Annotated in this window: 14 protein-coding genes; 3 read left to right on the top strand and 11 right to left on the bottom strand. The window is 56.7% G+C overall.

What is annotated here, in order from left to right; genetic code table 11:
- The first annotated feature begins 55 nt into the window (after positions 1-55).
- Positions 56-2,131: a prolyl oligopeptidase family serine peptidase gene (locus tag FRH_RS12395; RefSeq protein WP_139525626.1), complete on the top strand. Its 2,076-nt coding sequence runs from the start codon at positions 56-58 to the stop codon at positions 2,129-2,131.
- On the opposite strand, the gene FRH_RS12390 is transcribed toward FRH_RS12395, so the two are convergent.
- Genes FRH_RS12390 through FRH_RS12380 form a run of 3 tightly spaced genes read right to left on the bottom strand, consistent with a single transcriptional unit; the run spans position 2,103 to position 8,750 of the window.
- The gene (locus tag FRH_RS12390) at positions 2,103-2,717 is read right to left on the bottom strand and encodes a biliverdin-producing heme oxygenase (RefSeq protein ID WP_139525625.1); all 615 of its coding nucleotides are present in this window, start codon (positions 2,715-2,717) and stop codon (positions 2,103-2,105) included. The genes FRH_RS12395 and FRH_RS12390 overlap by 29 nt on opposite strands.
- On the bottom strand, positions 2,707-4,197 hold the full coding sequence (locus tag FRH_RS12385; RefSeq protein WP_139525624.1) for a GAF domain-containing protein: 1,491 nt from the start codon (positions 4,195-4,197) through the stop codon (positions 2,707-2,709). Before FRH_RS12385 ends, FRH_RS12390 begins: the two co-directional genes overlap by 11 nt.
- A complete protein-coding gene (locus FRH_RS12380) occupies positions 4,194-8,750 on the bottom strand; it encodes an EAL domain-containing protein (protein ID WP_139525623.1) in 4,557 nt (1,518 codons plus the stop codon). The genes FRH_RS12385 and FRH_RS12380 overlap by 4 nt, the downstream gene beginning before the upstream one ends.
- 243 nt (positions 8,751-8,993) lie before the next feature.
- Between FRH_RS12380 and FRH_RS12375 the strand changes: the two genes are divergently transcribed.
- On the top strand, positions 8,994-12,968 hold the full coding sequence (locus FRH_RS12375; RefSeq protein ID WP_281996958.1) for an EAL domain-containing protein: 3,975 nt from the start codon (positions 8,994-8,996) through the stop codon (positions 12,966-12,968).
- A 173-nt stretch (positions 12,969-13,141) separates the two neighbouring features.
- A complete protein-coding gene (locus FRH_RS12370; RefSeq protein ID WP_168444442.1) occupies positions 13,142-13,312 on the top strand; it encodes a hypothetical protein in 171 nt (56 codons plus the stop codon).
- A gap of 60 nt (positions 13,313-13,372) precedes the next feature.
- Here the strand turns inward: FRH_RS12370 and FRH_RS12365 are convergent, their stop codons facing one another.
- From FRH_RS12365 to grxD, 8 genes are all read right to left on the bottom strand, one after another.
- Entirely contained in the window at positions 13,373-13,831 is a 459-nt protein-coding gene (locus FRH_RS12365; RefSeq protein ID WP_139525621.1) for a YcgN family cysteine cluster protein, read from the bottom strand.
- Positions 13,832-13,862: 31 nt separating this feature from the next.
- A complete protein-coding gene (locus tag FRH_RS12360; protein WP_281996957.1) occupies positions 13,863-14,441 on the bottom strand; it encodes an ACP phosphodiesterase in 579 nt (192 codons plus the stop codon).
- Positions 14,442-14,466: 25 nt separating this feature from the next.
- A complete protein-coding gene (locus FRH_RS12355) occupies positions 14,467-14,760 on the bottom strand; it encodes a YcgL domain-containing protein (RefSeq protein ID WP_281996956.1) in 294 nt (97 codons plus the stop codon).
- Positions 14,757-15,890, bottom strand: coding sequence for a ribonuclease D (gene rnd, locus FRH_RS12350; RefSeq protein ID WP_281996955.1), 1,134 nt, complete (start codon positions 15,888-15,890; stop codon positions 14,757-14,759). The genes FRH_RS12355 and rnd overlap by 4 nt, the downstream gene beginning before the upstream one ends.
- Positions 15,891-15,937: 47 nt before the next feature.
- Positions 15,938-16,549 (bottom strand): recombination mediator RecR, encoded by a 612-nt coding sequence (recR, locus tag FRH_RS12345; protein WP_139525617.1) that lies wholly within the window; start codon positions 16,547-16,549, stop codon positions 15,938-15,940.
- 3 nt (positions 16,550-16,552) lie between these two features.
- Complete coding sequence (locus FRH_RS12340; protein WP_139525616.1) at positions 16,553-16,879, bottom strand: YbaB/EbfC family nucleoid-associated protein; 327 nt, start codon at positions 16,877-16,879, stop codon at positions 16,553-16,555.
- 48 nt (positions 16,880-16,927) lie between these two features.
- Positions 16,928-18,865 (bottom strand): DNA polymerase III subunit gamma/tau, encoded by a 1,938-nt coding sequence (dnaX, locus tag FRH_RS12335; RefSeq protein ID WP_281996954.1) that lies wholly within the window; start codon positions 18,863-18,865, stop codon positions 16,928-16,930.
- A gap of 160 nt (positions 18,866-19,025) precedes the next feature.
- Entirely contained in the window at positions 19,026-19,376 is a 351-nt protein-coding gene (gene grxD, locus FRH_RS12330) for a Grx4 family monothiol glutaredoxin (RefSeq protein WP_139525614.1), read from the bottom strand.
- Between the last annotated feature and the right edge of the window lie 202 nt (positions 19,377-19,578).

The raw sequence follows: 19,578 nt of genomic DNA, 5'->3' as shown, positions 1-19,578 counted from the left end.
CTCATGTGGGTGGAATCACCCGACGTTGATTTCCCGTTATGGTACCTGTCAATTTATGAAAGCACAGCCTGGTATGCACGAAGGCTCGCCCGTCGCGCACTATTATCGCGCCGATGATCCTGAATGGCACTGGTTAGAAGACCGCGAGAGCACTGACGTCAGCGATTTCATCACTGCGGCCAACCAGCAGCATGCCGACTGGTTTGCCCCCCTCTCACCCCTAGCGGATACGCTCTACCGTTCGCACCTTGCACGTAGGGAGTTAGCGGTCAAGAGTCTAGAGACAGCGCTTGACCACTTTACGTTCTGGAGCGAGACCGGCGCGGAAGATGATTACCCTTGCTGGTGGCGTTACCCCAACGGCCAGCCAGAGCAAAAAACCTGTTTTCTCGATGTCCGCGAGCGCGCTGCTCATCAGCCGTTCTTTGATATGGGGGACATGGCCCTCTCTCCCGACGAGCAGTGGCTGGCCTGGACGGAAGACACTCAGGGTGACGAGCGTTTTACGCTGTGGTTGAAAAGGCTGCCTAACGGAGCGCCCCGTCAGCTACTTAGCGATATCGGCCCTAGCGTATGCTGGGCGGAAGACCAAAGCGCCGAGGGTGCCACGCTTCTATTCACCCGCTTCGACGATACCCAACGACCAGACAGCTTATGGCGTCTGTGGGTCGCTTTTGCCAAGGACGGGGGTCAGCCATCTCCTGAATTGATCTTCCGCGAAGCCGATCCGGAATTCTGGGTCGGCGTGGGCAAAACACGCTCGAAAGCCTGGTTAATGATCGAAACTGGCTCGAAGGAGACCACGGAAGTGCTTGCTCTTCCAGCCCACCGGCCAGCCGTCCCGCCGGTATGTCTTCATGCTCGCCAACCGGGTGTAGAGGTAAGTATCGATCATCGCCCTGGCACGTTCTATCGCTTGAACAACCAAACGGGACCACACTTCCAGTTAGACATCCGCACCGATTCGCTGAGCAACCCACAGGCGCCTTGGCAAACGCTGATTCCTCACCGCGACGATGCAACGCTCGAAGGTATGGATGCATTCTCATGGGGGCTAATTCTGGCCGAGCGCAGCCATCAAGATGCACAGGTAAGGTTGCGCCGTGTGGAACTGGATGCGCAACATCATTTCCTATTCGATGGCTATTTGGCGCTGCCGGAAACGCTTTGCTCACAGCTTCTGGAAGACTCGCCCCACTTCGATACGCGCACGCTGCATCTACGAGAAGAGTCGTTCACCCGCCCGCCAAGCTGGTACGCCCTGGATCTCGATAGCGGTCAACGCAAACTGTTGAAGCGCGTCGCCGTTCACGGCCACCTGACACCTGAGCAATTGACCAGTCGCCGAGTATGGGCGACCAGCCACGATGGGGAGCAGGTGCCCATCTCGGTGGTCATGCGGACCGACTTGGCCGACCAACCGCTGCCCACTCTGCTGTACGGTTATGGTGCCTACGGGGACGCACTGGACCCCTGGTTTTCGATTGCCCGACTGGAGCTTCTGGAACGCGGCGTCGCGTTTGCCGTGGCTCATGTGCGGGGTGGTGGTGAGCGCGGCGAACCGTGGTACTTGAAGGGCAAGATGGCCCACAAAGAAAACAGCTTTCACGACTTTTTAGCCGCCCGTGAGGCCCTCGTCACCGCCCATGTCAGTCAACCTGAGCGGGTGGTCGCCTATGGGGCCAGCGCCGGTGGGCTACTGGTAGGCACGTGCCTTAACCGCGCGCCCGAGGCGTTCTGTGCCGCCGTATTGGATGTGCCTTTTCTGGATGTGCTGCGCACCATGCAAAACCCAGCGCTGCCGCTCACCACGGCCGAGTATACCGAGTGGGGAAATCCGGAAGACCCAAATGTCGCCAAGCGTATCGCGGGCTACTCGCCTATCGACAACATCCAACCGCAGCGCTACCCAGCGCTATGGGTCGAAGGAAGCTGGTTCGATACTCGGGTGAGCTACTGGGAGCCTGCCAAGTTCTACGCCCGCGTCACACAGGCGCAGCAGGGAGACGCGCCCATTCTACTGCATACCGACATGAGCAGTGGGCACGGTGGCGCCTCGGGCAGGTTCAAAGCCTGGCGGGATGCCGCACGCCAAGACGCATTCATTCTATGGGCGCTAGGGCTGGCGTAATGGCGTCGTCGGCGGGAAGCGCCGCAGTGAGCGCTTGGTTGAACTCACCAAAGGCTTGGCGAGCGCCCATAACGACGTCGGGCCATGTGGACTCAGGACACACGGCTTCGGCATAGTGCCAAAAAGCAGCCCATGCGTGGGGAGTCAGCGGCACATCGGTAAAAAAACGGCATGGCACCTGCTCCCCCAGTAAGCGCCGAACATGCCGACCAATCAGCTGTCCGCCCAGTCGAGACCCCTCTAGCACGTACATCATTCCCACCTTTTCGTATGCGTTGGCGGGGGCGGTGAACGGCCAAGCCGACTGCTGCGGTTGATTCAGGCCTACGAGGTCCTGGCGAAGCAGTGGCTCCCGCAGGGTCAATGGATAGCGCGCTTCGTCATCTACTGGCGACTGATCTAACGTAAACTCCAGCCCGGCAATGGCAGGATAAAGCGCCGCAAGCCCACGTCCAAAGCGGGTCCTATCAAGGTGAGGACTCAGCAGTGTCACCAATGCCGGATGATGGTCGATGCAGCGATGGTCGGCTTTCGTCGCGAGCCTTAGTGTCTGCGCCAGTAGCCCCCCTGCATCTTTATGCTTCATTTTGCCGCCACGGTATTGTCTTGGCTTGCTGGAGCAGCGCACGTAGTTTTAAAAGATGAAGACGGGTACTTTTGGTCCAGGGTCGGCTGTGCCCCAGTCGCTGTTCGACCCAAGCTTCGAAGGACCGCCTTGGTGACACCATGCTGCCTCCTTCGCGGTAATCCACCGGCTTATCGGGATTACCTCCCCAGGTGACGTTGTAAATGTGCTCCACGCGGCATAAGTAAAGATTGACGGTATGATGCGAGTCGAAGGGAAGATCGCTGATCAATGCCACACCCGCCACTTCACTAAGCGGCATCCCCGGGCAGTCACGCTGCAGACACTCGCTGACCCAAACATTGCTGGACTCCTTCGCAGCCTGGGTCGCGACCATCGCCATCACATGAGGCGTCAATCCTACGCCTTGCTGGTAGTACTCCTCCCCCATCTGCAGTATGACGCCATCTACACTGAAGGTGTCCATCAACCACTCGCTCAACTCGTCCCAGGCGCTTTCAAGCTCGCCGTGACGCATCAGCACCGACTTAGCGTGATCGAAGTAGCGCTGCAGACCATCGATGACTTGCTGACGCCGACGCGCTTTGAAATCGCGCAGACGTAAGTTAAACCCCTCACTCAACGTACGTATGGACTCAAGCTGGCTGAGCGTAAGCTGTTTGGGCATAGCAGCATGGCAAGAGATAAGCGCATCCAACTCTCCCCCCTGGATGATCGGTAGCGAGACGGCACCCTCAACGCCCATATTGGCCATGTACTCCAAGTGCACTGGCGAGGCACTGCGCAGGTCGACGTAGCTCAAGTCAGGCGTTGCATCGGCCTGGGTCGCATAGATCGGTACAGGGGCGGCCGTGGCATCGGGAATCGTACGCCACGGGTTCTTCAAATAGAGTTGGCGAGCGATATAGGGTATGTCGCTGGCGGGAAAACGCAGCCCACGATAGCTGCCCGTCACGCCCTCGCGACGCGCCTCGGCGATCACCTCACCATCACCCTCTGGCATGAAACGGTAATAGAGCACCCGGTCGAAACCACTCACCGCCAGCAGGCTATCCATTAGCGCCTGACACTGGCTTGCCAGCTCATCAGCACTCTCCGGCACAGCCGTAGGAGGGCTGACGGCAACCATCGGTGCGGCATGGGCATCGACAGGATACAATTCATAGATCCAACCGCGCCCATGATGCTGAGTCACCACGACATCGAACTCTTGCCGGGGCGTTTCGCATTGACCCGCATGCCGCTCTCCAGGACCTAGGTTGGGGAGCGTTTTGACGATACCGTCAAGAAAGGCGGGCAACGGCTTTCCCAGGCCTACTTGGGGCTCCACATCCCTCAATAGAGTCTCTGCATTGGCCGAAACGTGTGAGACCGTGCCATCGACATCGGTAATCAGCAGCACACCATGGGGCTGAATGGCGCCAGAAAGGTGTAGCGCCTCCTGCTCACAGTGGTGGATAAAGCCACGGGATTGGGTCATGACACTACATCCTGAGAGGGGGCATCGTGGGGGTGACCACTGCCGGTAATCAAGGCCGTGAATTCGGCCAGCGGTAACGGTTTCGAGAGTAGGTAACCTTGAACAAAGTCACAGTCGTTTTCAATCAACCACGCTAATTGAGAGGAGGTTTCGACCCCCTCCCCCACGGTGCGAATGCCCAAGGCCTTTGCCATACCCAAAATCGCCAGCGCAATGGCGCGATCACCCTCGTCTTTTTCCCCTAAACCATCCACGAAGCTTTTGTCTATTTTCAACTCGGCCAAGGGCAGCCGCTTCAAGTACGCTAGCGATGAGTAACCAGTGCCGAAGTCGTCCACGGCCAGTTTAATGCCCGCTTCACGCAGTTTTTCGATATTGCCCAACGCCGAACTCGACCGATCCACTAGGGTACTTTCCGTGATTTCCACCTGAATGAGCGAGCAAGGCACCCGGTACTGTTTCAAGCAGCCGAACAGATGCGTAATGAAGCGCTCCTCTTGAAAACTACGCGCGGATACGTTCATGGCCACTGGCGGCGGCGTCAGTCCATCGTCACGCCACTTGGCCAATTGGCGAATCAATTGCAATGCTACGTAGCGGTCCAGCTCCAGAATCAGGCCGGTCGCTTCGGCCACCGGTATGAAATCGACAGGACTTACCTGTCCCAGCGTGGGATCGACCCACCGCAGCAGCGCCTCGGCTCCGGATAACGCGCCTTGGTCGACACAGACGAATTTCGGCTGGTACACCAGCTGTAAACGGTCGTGTTCCATTCCGTCGCGCAGGGCATGCTCGATGGCGACATCACGCATCAGGCGTGCTTGAAGCTCGGGTTTAAACAATTCGAACCGATCACGACCATTCTCTTTGGCTCGATACATTGCCGTATCAGCGGCTTTGGTGAGCCCAGCCACGTCGTCACCATCATCGGGGCAGAACGCCAAGCCAACGCTAGAGGTCACGAACAGCGCATGACGGCGCACGTCGAAAGGCTTGGAGAGTGCCTCGACAATCCGCTTAGCGACCTGCTCGGCCCCTTCGATGGAGGTATCCACGAGGATGACCGTAAACTCGTCACCGCCTAGGCGGGCAACGGTATCCATGTCCCGCACCAGCTCTTTCAGACGATGCGCGACTTGAATGAGCAGCTCATCCCCAACGTCATGCCCCAGGGTATCGTTGATACTCTTAAAGTTGTCCAAATCCAAAAACATTAGTGCGCTGGCCTGCTCACTACGCTTGGCGTGAGCAATCGCTACTTTGAGACGGTCCTGAAACAGCGTTCGATTCGGCAAGCCGGTCAGCGCATCGTGGGTGGCCAAATACTCTGCTTGGCGCTGCGACTCCTTGATATGGCTGATGTCCGAAAAGACCGCTACACATAGCGCTTCGTCTTGGCTATCGGGCTCGATCATATTGAGCGTTAGCCACTGCGAAAATAACGTGCCGTCTCGGCGTTTGTTGAACACTTCACCCTGCCAATATCCGTGCTGTTTGACGATGTCCCACAGCACATAGCAAGTGCCCCGTCGTTGCCTACCCTCCTGGCTGTCATCGTCGCGGTACAGCAAGGGTAGCGCGGGCTGTCCCTCGACAGCGTCAGCCGCGTACCCCGTAATGCGACTAAACGCATTATTGACCGACCTAACATTGCCTTGGGCATCGATGACGACAATCGCCTCGCCAGCTTGCTCGAAGACCTTCGAGGCCACCAGCATTTCTCGTTCGGCGTGTTTACGCGCGGTAATATCTTCAGACTCAGTCAAAATCAAGTAGGGATGGCCTTGCTCGTCACGTAGCACTTGATGCACGCAGGACAAGACACGCGCAGTGCCGTGATCGCTGGGGAGCGTATGCTCAGCCTCAACGATTTTTTGAAAGCGCACCGCATCCATGTCCCGCGCCCATACCGAGCCTGCGTATGCGTCTGGGAAAAGCTCGAAGACACTTCGCCCAATCAATTGCTCTTTCGTGAGACCAAACGTTTTGAGAAACTGCGGATTGGCAAACGTGTAGCGTCCGTTGAGATCTTTCAACGCGACCATGATCGTGCTGTTTTCCATCAGCGCTTGCATTTGCGCTTGAGATTGTCTGAGCTTCGCTTGCACTTGGCTCAGGTCGGTCACGTCCATCAACGTAACGACCAGTAGCTCCACCGTCCCTTGCTGATTGATGCCGGGGGTGATCAGCCGCTGTAGTAGTCGCCCTTCGAGTTCGATAACGCTCTCCACCGGTGCAGCCTGCCGGGCAACGTCTGCCATGGCGTTCTCTAGATCATCGAACACCTGCGGTAAGCGAAGCCCCGACACATGGCGCATCAGCGCGGTTGGACGAACATTGAACGAGCGTGCAGCAGGCGCATTGTAGCGTTTGAGAAAAAGTGCACCATCGAATACTAGTAGCGGAAAATCGAGCGCATCGTACAGATAGGTATATTCTTCGTTGAGCTTCGTCAGCTCGCCGGTTTTCACGTTGAGCTCTTCATTCAAGCTGATCAGTTCTTCGTTCGTCGCTTGCAGCTCTTCGTTGGACGCTTCCAACTCTTCGTTCGTGGCCTGAAGCTCTTCATTAGACGCTTGGGCCTCTTCGTTGAGCGACTGCATCTCCTCATTGGCGGTCGCTAGCTCTTCAATGAGCGACTGTAAATGTTCGCGAGTGGCCTCTAGCTCATCTTCTAAACTATCGGCGCCATCGAGTAAAGGTGGCTCCATGAGCTGGTCGAGCGGCATTCGAGTTGGCTTTTCGATATCCGCCAGCGGTGCCAAAACGATCAAGATACGCCGCTCGTCTCCTTGGTCGGTAAGCCCACGAACGCTGAGCTGCCACCACTCATCGTCAAGCCGCCGACGTCGCCCTAGCTGTGGCGCTCGCTGTTTGTTGAACTGGTGTAACAAGGACATCAGTTCACCGCAAAAAGGGTCGATCATGACATCCTGAATGCCCACCTGCGTGCGTCCGGCAGGAAAGCGTAAGAAACGTTTTACCTCCCCGGCGGTATGCTGAACGTTACCCTGAGCATCGCATAAGGCCACGGTGATCCCCATGTGCGCAACTAGGGCATCCAATAGCTGCTGCAGGTCTCGATCTTGGCGCTTCACGGGAGACATGATGCTTCTGGACGTCGGCGCGTTATTCATGATCTCGTGACTTTCGCCCTGTTTGGCAAATAGTCGTTCGCGACGGTCGACTGGAGTAAACAGTGGCTCACAGTGTCCAATGCTCTCGGAACGCCCTAAAAACAGAGTGCCTTTTACCCTGAGACCAAAATGGAAGCGCTGCAGGACTTTAGACTGAAGCTCACTATCGAAGTAAATCAAGACGTTCCGGCAGGTAATCAGACTCAAGCGCAAAAAGGGTGGGTCGTCGACCAAATTGTGCTTTGCAAACACAATCATATCCCGCAAGGTTTTGTTCACTTCATAAAAGTGTTCGAGGCGTGTGAAATAGCGGGCCAATAGGTCGGGCGATAGCGCCTCTAATGCAGCGCTTAGGTAACGACCACGCCGGGCTATCTCTAGTGCATATTCGTCAATGTCCGTGGCAAAAATCTGCACCACCACGCTGCTATCGAGCATGCGCTTCGCTTCAGCGATCAACAGCGCAAGGGAGTATGCCTCCTCGCCGGTCGCACAGCCCGCTACCCAGATACGCAGCGGGCCCGCATCGGCCTCTTCTACCATGGAATGAATCACTCGTTTGAGCGCGTCAAACGCCGTGGTATCTCGAAAAAAAGCCGTTACGGAGATCAATATATCGCGTCCAAGCTGTTCAAGCTCAGAGGGGTCGCGCTCCAACAATGCAACGTACTGCTGAATGTCCGCGACGTGAGTGGCCACCATACGACGGCGGATCCGGCGACTCAACGTGCCCAGTTTGTAGCCGGAAAAATCCAGATGGCGACGCTCTTTTAACAACGAAAGCACCCGCGGAGGCACCGCTATTTGGTTTCCTTCGAGGCTCGCGCACTCTAGGCGCGCCAACTCAGACAGCCGAGCAGCCATCTCGTCGACGTCGAGAATATAGTCGATGACCCCGGCATCAATCGCCGATTGGGGCATCCCATCGTACTTGGCGCTACTTGGCGTTTGCACCATGGTGATGCCACCGGCGGCTAAGATCGCCCGCAACCCGGCAGTGCCGTCCGATCCCGTCCCAGATAGCACGATGCCGACGGCAGATTCATGTGCATCACTGGCTAATGATGAGAAAAAATCGTTGATTGAGGGCTTAGGCACGATATGGGGCAACGCGGGCGTCGTGTGAAACGCACCTTCTTTGATCGTCGCGTTGGTGTTGGCGGGCACGACATAGATGACCCCTGGCTCAGGGCGCTGTAGATGTTCGAGCCTCACCACCTGCAGCCGTGTTTCTCGGCTGAGGATTTCCACCAGCATACTCTTGTGATTAGGAGACACATGCTGCAGCACAACAAACGCCATAGGCAACGCAGGGTCGAGCGGTCGGATCAGGTTGGAAATGGCTTCGAGCCCGCCAGCCGAGGCTCCGACCCCTACCACAATGGGCGGTACAGGCGCAGAAGTTGCAGCGGTCATGAGGTGTCCTTGCAAATCGAGAGGTCTTTCCCCAGTCTACACAGCTCTATGGTAAAGCTATATGTCCCCAACCGATAAACTATAAACGCAGTCGCTATTTAGCGTTGATAGGCGCACCTTGTAGAGCCGACTTTCGACGGATGGCGCCTTGCCAGCCTAGGGGATCGCTGAGAGTATTGGCCTGTACTGTGCAATCGCTATATCGATATCGATTCCCACCCTGTTTTAGGTGGCCGCTGCCTAATGGATGTCAATAACCGTGAGTTAGCGTTACAGACGGGCCTACTCATGCTGTTAACCACCACGGTCATTATCGGTGGTGCCAGCTTGATATTTGGTACTGTGCCTCGCCTGCCCCAGCCGCAAGCACTGGCGATACTTCCCGATAGTTCGCTCGTCATCCTACTCTCAGGCTTGGGCTTGAGCGCCGTCATGGCAAACGCCCCTCGCTGGCGACGTATCGCGGGCATTACCCTGTTGTTGTTAGCGCTTTATACGGCTATCCATAACTCCTTTGCTGGCAGCTCGGGCGTCTCTTGGCTCACCGGACAGCCCAGGCTACCCAGCCAAGCCGCGCCTATTTCCCTGCTCGCGGCGTTCTGTTTATGGGTCGGACCCAAAGGTGCCTGGCAACGTCGCATATGGCTGAGCGGGGGGATGGTGCTGTGGGGGATCGGTGCAATAACGCTCCTCCACAATTTAGGTGTCGCACTGCCGAACTGGCTGCCTCGCGCCAGTGCTCCGTTGCCCGCTTTTTTGTGTTTCTCGTTTGGCTTGGCCATGATCATGGTGAGTCGGCACGTCCCACACTTGGCGGCCTCGTTGAGCAAAGCCGCTGTTGCGGCAGGCATCGTGGGTGTAGCGCTGAGCATGAGCGCTTGGTTTTTATTGAGTTGGAGTCAGCATGCCACCACCCGCACAGAAGCAGAGAACACGCTCGCCAGTGTCACCACCAGTGTCGAACGTACACTGAACTCTCGTGCCGTCATCCTTGAACGTCTCGCTGAACGCTGGCAAAACCTGCCCGAAGAGGAGACCTTTCGCCAACAGGAAGTGGCTCGCTACTGGCGTGATTATCCCAGCATCCGCGCCCTGGCCTACTTCCTCCCCTCAGCGCGAGACGTCTGGCGACATGCTCAGCAGGAAAACGAACTTTTATGGCTGGATGACCAGCTCGTCAGTCAGTCGGTATTACGCTGGCTGAATCAGCCACGAACCGTTCAGTGGCTCTTTCCTGATCCACAGCGCCCTGATATGGCTCTTTTGGCAGTGACCCCCTCGGTCGAGGAGCGGGCTCAGCTCGTGGCCGTCATCGATATAGCCTATCTCATTACTCAAGAGACCCAAATTGCGGATCAAGCTTTCTCGCTTTCGATCAGCCATGCAGGCGGTTCCATCCTCTCAGCCGACACCGCGACAGATGAGCAAGAAGCACGACCACAGGACGCCCCCCTTAGCGAACAGCGCCTTGGGCTGCCAGGTGATGCGGCGCTAAACTTGAGCCTTTGGCCGCGCCCTTCACCTACGTTCGATGTCGCTCAATTCCTTGCTGCCAGTATCGGCATAGCGGGTTTGCTACTCACCTATCAACTGGTGCTTAGCTTCGCCTTGATCGCGGCAAGAGCTCAGCGGACACGGGAGCTTGCCAAAGCCAAAGAGGCACTGGAGGATCAGCACCGCATCCAAGCCATGATTGCTCGCGACGAGCCCTGCAGCGCCACCCTTCTGCAAATTTGCCGGCTCTTGGAACAACAAAGCCCACACTGCCACGCGGCCATATGGCGGCTAGACAACACAGCGACCTACCGAGTGGAAGTACTCTCCAGCAGTCTACCGTTTGCCCTCCAAGACTCGCTATCCTTCAGCGAGAGCCTCGTCACGCTGGTCAGAGAACTACATCAGCAAGGGCAATCGACGACGCGTTTGACCCCAGATACCAACACGTCGCTGACGTTTAGCCAAATGGCGGCCGAGAATGGGTATGTTTGCGCCGACGTACACATCATAAGCGGCTCAGAGGCACTGCCTTTGGGCGTGGTGGTACTGCTGTCGCAGCAGATGCCCGCATCGGCAGCCAACCACACCGCCGATACCGAACCAACGCTGTTACCTAGCGCTCTGCGATTGATGCGTTTGGCTATCGAGCGTTATCACCACCAACAAACCCTACAAGACAGCGAACAGCGCTTTCGCTCACTGTTTACTCAAAATCCAGACGGCGTGTTTTCGCTGGATATCGACGGCCACTTCCTCAGCGTGAACCAATCACTCCTGACGCTGATGGGCATGAGCGAAGCCGATATCATCGGTCAACACCTTGACAGTTTCGTGCCCACCGAGCAGCGCGAATCGATCGACGAAGTCTTTAGCCAGGCGCTCACCGGCGTGGCACAGCGTATAGAAATCGAGCTTCCTAGCCAAACAGGGCAACTGCACTTCGTCGATATCTCGTTTCTACCGACAGTGGTCATGGAAACGGTGGTAGGCGTGTACGGCGTGGTAAAAGAGATGACCGCCCTGCGTTTCAACGAGGCGCAATTGCGTATCTTTCAGCGCAGCCTGGAGGCGAGCAGTAATGGCGTGTTGATTTGTGAGGCTCGCGGCGACGACTTCCCGATCATTTACGTCAATCCTGCCTTCGTTGCGATCACCGGCTATGAACTCGACGATGCCCAGCAACAAAATTATGACTTTTTAAAGGGACCAGATACTGACCCCAAACAGGTACAAGAGATCCAAGACGCGCTCACCCATCAGCAAGACATCAGCTTGACGATTCGTCACTATCGTAAAGATGGACGCGCATTCTGGAACAACGTGTTCATATCCCCCGTGCGTGCGCAAGATGGCAAAGCGACCCACTTTGTGGGCATTATCAACGATATTTCAGAACGAAAAGATCACGAAAACGAGCTGGCATTTCATGCCACGCACGATGCGCTTACTGGACTTGGCAACCGGGCGCTGTTCGAAGATCGTTTACGCCATGACGTCGACTTAGCCAAGCGACACCATCAGCAGCTCGCCGTGCTGTTCATCGATTTGGACGAATTCAAGCCGATCAATGACACGTTGGGCCATGCCATCGGCGATCAAGTATTGATCCACGTGGCACGTCGTTTGGAGGACGTGATTCGCCCTTCGGATACGCTTTGTCGCTTTGGCGGCGACGAATTCGTGCTTCTGCTGCCTGATTTGGACGCTCCCCATCAAGCACAAGAGGTGGCCGAACGCTTGCTCTTAGAACTCGCCCAGCCCTATCGCATCGACCGGCACGAACTCTATCTCTCGGCGAGTATCGGTATCGCGCTCGGCGATGAGGGCCTCGATAATCCGGCGGCTCTGCTTCAACAGGCAGACATGGCGATGTACAAAGCCAAACAGCAAGGGCGAAATACCCAGCAAATCTTTACACACGATATCAATCAGAAGTTGACACAGCGCGTCACGTTGAGAAACGACCTTCAAGAAGCCATCAGCCAAGAGCAATTCGAACTGCATTATCAACCACTGCTGGGTCGAGAGGGTGATGTACGCGGTTTCGAGGCGCTTCTTCGTTGGAATCATCCTGTCAAAGGCCCCATTTCACCTGCGCTATTCATTCCCATCGCCGAGGAGACGGGACAAATCATCGGCTTGAGTCAGTGGGTCATGGAGCGTGCCGCCCAAGACTTCATGAAACTGCCACCAGATCTACCAAGCGACTGCCGCATGGCGATCAACCTATCTCCCATGCAATTTCATCGCCCTAGCTTTTTGAGCTCGCTACGCAACACCCTCGACGCCGCAGGTCTCCCGCCCACCGCACTGGAGCTGGAACTGACCGAAGGTATTTTAATGAACGACACCGACGCCGCCATCGATACGCTGCACGCGCTACGAAACATGGGGATCAGTATTGCGATCGATGACTTTGGCACGGGGTTTTCGAGTCTTAGCTACCTACGCCACTTACCCATCGATAAAATCAAGATCGATCGCAGTTTCATTATCAATATTGGTGACAACGGCAAAGATGCCGCCGTCGTGCAGGGAATCATTGCACTCGCTCATCATTTAGAGCTCACCGTGGTTGCCGAGGGTGTCGAAACCCGCCAACAGGAGCGACATTTACTGTCGCTGGAGTGCGACGTTCTACAGGGGTATTTGTTCGCCAAACCCATGCCATTCAATACCCTCATTGGTTGGCTAGCCAAGCATAGGACTCCCCAAGGGTGAGTCTTGACACCAGCAAACCAGCAGCGCCGAGGCGCTGCTTTTTTATGAGTACGTGTTGGCGTCGAGTTTATTTATGAAAACATTTTCCATAAAACTTCACAGGGCGCTTTTTTTACGTCATACTAGCCATAAGTTTCATATACCAACGTCTAACCAACATGACGAGGCACACCATGAATTATCAAGATAAGTTTCTGACCATCTGGGACGCACCGGTCACATCAGCGGCGCAAGAAAAAGCCAAGCAAAGCGTTCAGCAGCGTGCCAACAGGCCTCAATCTTCGGCGCTGAAAGAAGCGTTCCTAACGATTTGGGACAGCACGAAAAGCAAAACCGCCAGCTAACCCAGAGGGCAGCTAGCGGCCGAATTGCCAAGGAAGGCAAACACCACAACGAGCATCACATCATGTCATCGGGATCACGGCAATAATGTGCTCTTCGAGATATTTCTCTGGCACGTCATCCTGCGACACGGCAAACCCACGCACACTCACTCCTTTGCGGTGCACCCGCTCGGCATCGTTACTCAACAATGGGTGCCAACCCGCCAGCTTTCGCCCTTCCGCTACGCGCCGATAACCACAGGTTTGCGGCAACCAAGTAAACTCTTTGACCAGCGCAGGCGTTAGCTGCGTACAATCCGGCACGCTATCAAAGCGGTTCTCATAATCACTGCACTGACAGCTATGGGTATCCAGCAGCCTACAAGCTACGTTCAGAATGGCGAGCTCTTTCGTCTCGTCATCGTGCAGCTTGAGCAAACAACACTGGCCGCAACCATCACACAGCGCTTCCCACTCGGGCTGAGTGAGCTCTTCCAGCGGGTAGCGCTCCCAAAAGCGCTCGCGAAGCGCGGTATTCATCTCTTATCACCTCAGCAAACCGTTACGTCTATTAGTGAATACTCTCAGCGCCATCGCTGGTTAGCTCTGCGCGGCACTCGCTCCACAGTCGACTGAAATCGCGTTCCAGTGCAGCGTAATCTTCACGCAGCCAGGGAACGAGCTCGGCCAAGCGATTAGCGCCTGACAGCCGCTGCCCAATGCCCGATACCGCACGGCAGGTAAAGTCGAAATCCGCATAGCGGCGAAGCCAGTCTTGCTCGACCAGGACCGGCATCATCGTCGACAGCCGCTGGGGTGCAGGCCAAGCACTCAGTAAACGATAGCAGCGCTCGACCAACGCGGATTGCTCGGCCCCTGCATGCTGGCGCGCAATGAAGTGATCCCAGACGATATCCAGCGCAATGCCCGCGTAGCGTCGCTGCGTCTTCGGGGCACGCCGTTTGGCCAACAAAACACTCGGGTGCTGATCTACCCAGGCATCGACCCGGCGATGATGACGAATACCGCCTGCAACACTCGGCGACCACCCAGAGAGATCGCTGCCTTTTACGCCATCGGCAATCAAATTGCCGTACAAAAAGCCATCGTCGCCTGGCTGTGCCAGCCAGGCGTGGGCCAGAAAGTTCATAATGCCCTACGCTGCCTTCGTTCGTTCACGAGCGGTCAGCTGACTGTGCTCTATGAATGTCGAGTAAGTAAGGCTCTTTGGCAGGCGGCATTTGCAAATAAAACCCCTGTTCATCGATGGCCGTCATTACGTCGGCTGCTTTGACTCGGGCAAGCGCCTTGTCCGCCGTCAGGATCATGGTCAGCACGGGCAATGGCTTACCAAACGTAGCCATCAGCGCGTCAGGCACACTCTCCAGACCTTGACGCTTGTCCACATAAAGATACATTTCGTCTTTGCGCGAACTTTTAAAGATCTCGCAAAGTAACTTTTCACTCATAAAGATGACTCCTCGAGCGCTTGGTGAATCGCCTGGGTAAGGCAGCGGGCACGCCAGCCGCTAAGCTCCGTCAGCGGCTGGTGCGCGAGCCGCTGCATGACCAGCGCCTCGATATCCCGTCGGCGCAGTAACATTTCAGGCGCGATGTTCAGCTCAGACGCCGTTTCCGTCACCACGCCTTTGATGATTTTGAATCGGCGTTTGAAAGCAGGTTGCATCGGGTCAGGCCAGGGTGTTGGCAACGCGTTATCGGGACAGTGAAGCGCCTGTTTGACGAGCGCCAATAGGGCATCGCCCTCTTTTTTGACCAGCGACGGTTTGACGCCGTCTATCTCGGCGAGCTCATAGCGGTTTTTCGGCATCTTCTCGGCGATGGCAAACAGCAGCTTATCGCTCACCAGCCAGTTACGCGGTAGATCGCGGCGACGCGTTTCACCCTCACGCCAGATGGTCATCAGCCGATACGCCTCGAGTTGGCGTGGTGAAAGCCGCCACAACTGACGCTGGCGAGTATACCACTGACCATCGTTCTCCTCGCTGCGCCCTGCCTGCTCAATCAAATGGGTGCACTCGCTGTCTAGCCACTCCCGTCGTCCTAGACCGTCCAGTTTCTCAGATTGAAGTTGCCATACCTGGAGTAGATAGATGACGTCCAGCGCCGCATATTCACACTGAGACGGCGTCAACGGCCGCTCCAACCAGTTGGAGCGCGTTTCTTCTTTTGGCAGCGTCTCACCTACCCAATGCTCGACCAGCTTTTGATAGCCCATGCCGGGGTTTTCCCCCAAAAAGGCCTGCGCGACTTGGGTATCCACCAGCGGTGTAGGGAGAACGCCCGCCCAATGCTGGAAAACCTCCAGATCTTCGCTGCAAGCATGCAGCAGTTTCACCGCATCGTTTTGCAGCAGCGCTTTGAACGAGGCCGTGCAGGGCGTACAGAGCGGATCGACCAAATAAGCGACGTCATCACTGGCAAACTGAATCAACGCTGGGACGGGGAAGAAGGTGTTCTCACGGAAAAACTCGGTATCGAGGGCAATGACACTAGCACCGGCCACCGCTTCACAGGCGGCATCCAATGCCTCGGCATTATCAATCCATTGATATAAAGAAGAGCTTGAAGAGGACAAAGCAGTTTTCCGGGTTGGCACAACCGCATCAGCGCTTGCGTTTCTTGTCAGTATTCGTCGCTAGCGAAAGGCTGGCGACCGTTAAAGGCGCGACTCAGTGTGCCACCATCGACATACTCCAGCTCACCGCCCATGGGCACCCCGTAAGCAAGACGTGAGAAAGCGACGCCGTAATGTGCTAACTGAGACGCAATGAAGTGGGCGGTCGCTTCACCTTCTACCGTGGGATTGGTCGCCAACACCACTTCACGAACGCTGCCCTCGGCCACGATACTCTCGAGCACATCGAGCCCAATAGCGTCTGGCCCAATACCGTCGAGCGGCGAGAGATGGCCATGTAGCACGAAATAGCGCCCTTGAAAGCCACCGGCCTCTTCGATCGCTAGCTGATCAGCAGGGGACTCGACGACACAAAGTAGCGCATCGTCTCTGCGCGGACTCTCACACAGCGCACATATCTCGGCTTCAGTCAGCGTTCGACAGCGCTGGCAATAACCGACCTCATCGATCGCTTGCTGGATCACGGCGGCCAAACGCTTCCCCCCCGGGCGCTCACGCTCCAAGAGATGCATGGCCATACGTTGAGCCGTTTTCGGCCCAACGCCGGGCAGCACGCGAAAGGCGTCCATCAATTGCTCGACAAGCGGAGAAAAACGCATGGTTTAGAAGGGCATCTTAAAGCCAGGCGGTAAATTCAGGCCGGCCGTTGCTTCTTCCATCTTCGCTTTAGAGTTGGCTTCTACTTTGCGAACGGCATCGTTCACTGCGGCGGCCAGTAAATCTTCCAGAAGCTCCTTATCTTCTTCCAGCACGCTAGGGTCAATCGTCACATCGATGACATCGTGACGGCCGTTCATGGTGATTTTGACCATCCCAGCGCCTGCCTCACCATGTACCTCCGCCTGAGCGACTTCTTCCTGTACACGCTGCATTTTTTCCTGCATTTCTTGGGCTTGCTTCATGATGTTGCCCATTCCGCCTTTGAACATGCGGTGTTCTCCTCAATTATTGAAACGGATAAAGATAGCCGGTAGCCATTAAGAGCGTGCCGCTGGCGTCGGTTTGACGGACGACTCAATGAGCGTAGCCCCAAACGCCTGCTGTAGCTTCTGGATATTGGGGTCGTGATGCAATAGATCAACTGCCTGTGCGTGGCGCTCCTGCAGCAGGCGTTCTTCTTGCTGGCGAGGCGTTTCCAGCGCCGTGTCTAGCTCGGCGACGCTGAACTGAAGCTTTCTTGTCAACCCCAACGCCTTGAGCGCACGCTCGATTCGTCCATTGTGCACATCGGCTTGCATGGCCGACTGACTGGGGTCGAGCCGCAGTATCACGGTCTGCCCATCATCGCTCTCCAACTGGCAATGTGCCGCCAAATTGCGCGTCAAGCCTCCCAAGCCCAACGCGTCAAAATGGGCTAACCACGTCTTATGGTCCCAACGACCAAGCTCGGTCACGGGTTCGGGTGTGACTTCAGACGTAGCAGCAACCAAAGAGGCGTCATGTGGCTCTGGCTCTGGCTCTGGCTCTGGCTCTGGCTCTGGCTCTGGCTCTGGCTCTGGCTCTGGCTCTGGCGCGAGCGTAGCCGTATGTTCCACTTCTTCAAGCGACCAGGGCGGGGGCTCCGACTCGTCTCGTTCGGCGCCAGTCGGCAAAGACAAGGCCGAGCCCGCATCATCCTCATGAGCCGCTGAGGCCTGCACCTCAGCAGGCGCTACGGACGACTCCCCGGCGACTACGGATGCAGGCTCAGACTTTTTTGCGCTAGATCCGTCGACAGAAGTAGCGGTCTCGGTTGATGCCTCGGCGGGTGCGCTCGTATCGGAGGCGGGCTCGCGGCGTAGCGGTAACGGCGTTACCGGCGGTTTCGGCACGCCCTGGGGACGGAAGGCCAGCATACGCAACAAGGTCATTTCCAAGGCGCTGCGCAAATCCGGGGCATGCACCATGTCGCCACGTCCCTGAATACCAATCTGGTAGTAGAGCTGAATGTCTTCGGCGGTAAAACGGCTGGCCAACTGCTGGATCTGCGCACGATCACCGTGACTGTTATCCACAGCATCGGGCACCATCTGCGCCACGGCCAAGCGATGAAGAGTGGCCGTCAGCTCGTCTAGCACGGCGGCAAAATCCGGCCCCTGTTCGGCCAACTGCGCCACTTCCGCCAACAGCTTCTGCACGTCCACATCTGCCAAGGCATCGACGAGCGCGAGCACATGGCGATGATCCAGCGTACCCAGCATGGCCGCCACATCGGCGTGCCGAACGGCGCCTTGGCCGAACGCAATCGCTTGATCGGTCAGACTCATAGCGTCACGCATGGAGCCTTCGGCGGCTTTGCCCAGCAGCCAAAGCGCGCTCTCGTCGTAATCGACGCCCTCTTGCCCCAGCACGTAGGTCAAATGCTCGACGACACGCTCAGGCGGCATGTGCTTGAGCGTAAACTGGAGACAACGTGATAAAACGGTGGCCGGGAGTTTATGCGGGTCGGTCGTCGCCAGCAGAAACTTGACGTGAGGCGGGGGCTCTTCCAGCGTTTTCAGCAGCGCGTTGAAACTACTGGTGGACAGCATGTGCACCTCATCGATGAGATACACTTTATAGCGCCCTTGTGTAGGCGCGTACTGGACATTATCGAGCAGCTCGCGGGTGTCTTCCACTTTGGTACGCGAGGCAGCATCGACTTCGATCAGGTCGACGAACCGCCCCTCGTCGATGGCTTGGCAGCTATCACACTGACCACAGGGGGTCGAGGTAATGCCTTCGTCGCCGCGCCCATTCGCCGTGCAGTTGAGGCACTTTGCCAAGATGCGCGCCAGGGTGGTTTTGCCGACGCCTCGCGTGCCGGTAAAGAGGTAGGCATGATGCAAACGGCCCTGATCAAGAGCATTGACCAGGGCGCGTTGAACATGGGCCTGGCCCACGAGCTCGTGGAATGTACGTGGCCGCCACTTGCGGGCCAGAACCTGATAGCTCATTGAGCAACACTTCCTTTGGCGGGCTGACAATCGGTGCGACGCGGCCCATCGTGAACCGCGTTTGCTAAGAGTAAGCGCTTAGTGATTGCGCACCATTCTAGCGGCTGCACCGCAGCCCGCCAACCGCCGGGCGGTCTTCAAACGGCTTGTGGCATCACGCTCAAGCGTTTTCACCACCTTCGGCGGCTGCAGCGCGCTGGGCGGCTTCTTTGACGAGTTTTTCCAGCTCGCCGTTTTGATGCATTTCGACCACGATATCGCAACCGCCAACCAGTTCGCCCTCTACCCACAGTTGCGGAAATGTCGGCCAGTTGGCAATTTTGGGGAGTTCTGCACGGATATCCGGATTGTCCAGAACGTTGACGAAGGCAAAGCGCTCACCGCAGCTCATCAGCGCCTGAACCGTCTGCGCGGAGAAACCACACTGGGGCAACTGAGGTGTGCCTTTCATGTAGATCAGAATCGGGTTTTCGCTGATTTGACGCTGAATGTTTTCGGCAGTCGTGCTCATGATGTGCTCCTAACGAGTGTTGTGTTCCGCGCCAGTCTACGCCATCCGCTCACTGGCTTTAACCCCATGACCGGCAGAGTAAGGTAGGCGCGGCTGCCGCCAATACCCGAGCAAACGACTCGGTCTTAACGCGTGGCCGCCATTCTACGCATGCTGCTCGCGTTGCGCATCCCCTGCCGCATCGCTAGGATGGTGTTTTTGT

This window comes from Halomonas sp. A020, from assembly GCF_027943625.1.
GTDB lineage: Bacteria > Pseudomonadota > Gammaproteobacteria > Pseudomonadales > Halomonadaceae > Vreelandella > Vreelandella piezotolerans.
The sequence above is the reverse complement of the archived record's forward strand: the minus strand, read 5'-3'. Positions and strand labels throughout refer to the sequence as shown.

Coding starts and splice junctions, on each gene's coding strand:
- FRH_RS12395 (WP_139525626.1), top strand. CDS start 56: ATGAAAGCACAGCCTGGTATGCACGAAGGCTCGCCCGTCGCGCACTAT.
- FRH_RS12390 (WP_139525625.1), bottom strand. CDS start 2,717: ATGAAGCATAAAGATGCAGGGGGGCTACTGGCGCAGACACTAAGGCTC.
- FRH_RS12385 (WP_139525624.1), bottom strand. CDS start 4,197: ATGACCCAATCCCGTGGCTTTATCCACCACTGTGAGCAGGAGGCGCTA.
- FRH_RS12380 (WP_139525623.1), bottom strand. CDS start 8,750: ATGACCGCTGCAACTTCTGCGCCTGTACCGCCCATTGTGGTAGGGGTC.
- FRH_RS12375 (WP_281996958.1), top strand. CDS start 8,994: ATGGATGTCAATAACCGTGAGTTAGCGTTACAGACGGGCCTACTCATG.
- FRH_RS12370 (WP_168444442.1), top strand. CDS start 13,142: ATGAATTATCAAGATAAGTTTCTGACCATCTGGGACGCACCGGTCACA.
- FRH_RS12365 (WP_139525621.1), bottom strand. CDS start 13,831: ATGAATACCGCGCTTCGCGAGCGCTTTTGGGAGCGCTACCCGCTGGAA.
- FRH_RS12360 (WP_281996957.1), bottom strand. CDS start 14,441: ATGAACTTTCTGGCCCACGCCTGGCTGGCACAGCCAGGCGACGATGGC.
- FRH_RS12355 (WP_281996956.1), bottom strand. CDS start 14,760: ATGAGTGAAAAGTTACTTTGCGAGATCTTTAAAAGTTCGCGCAAAGAC.
- recR (WP_139525617.1), bottom strand. CDS start 16,549: ATGCGTTTTTCTCCGCTTGTCGAGCAATTGATGGACGCCTTTCGCGTG.
- FRH_RS12340 (WP_139525616.1), bottom strand. CDS start 16,879: ATGTTCAAAGGCGGAATGGGCAACATCATGAAGCAAGCCCAAGAAATG.
- dnaX (WP_281996954.1), bottom strand. CDS start 18,865: ATGAGCTATCAGGTTCTGGCCCGCAAGTGGCGGCCACGTACATTCCAC.
- grxD (WP_139525614.1), bottom strand. CDS start 19,376: ATGAGCACGACTGCCGAAAACATTCAGCGTCAAATCAGCGAAAACCCG.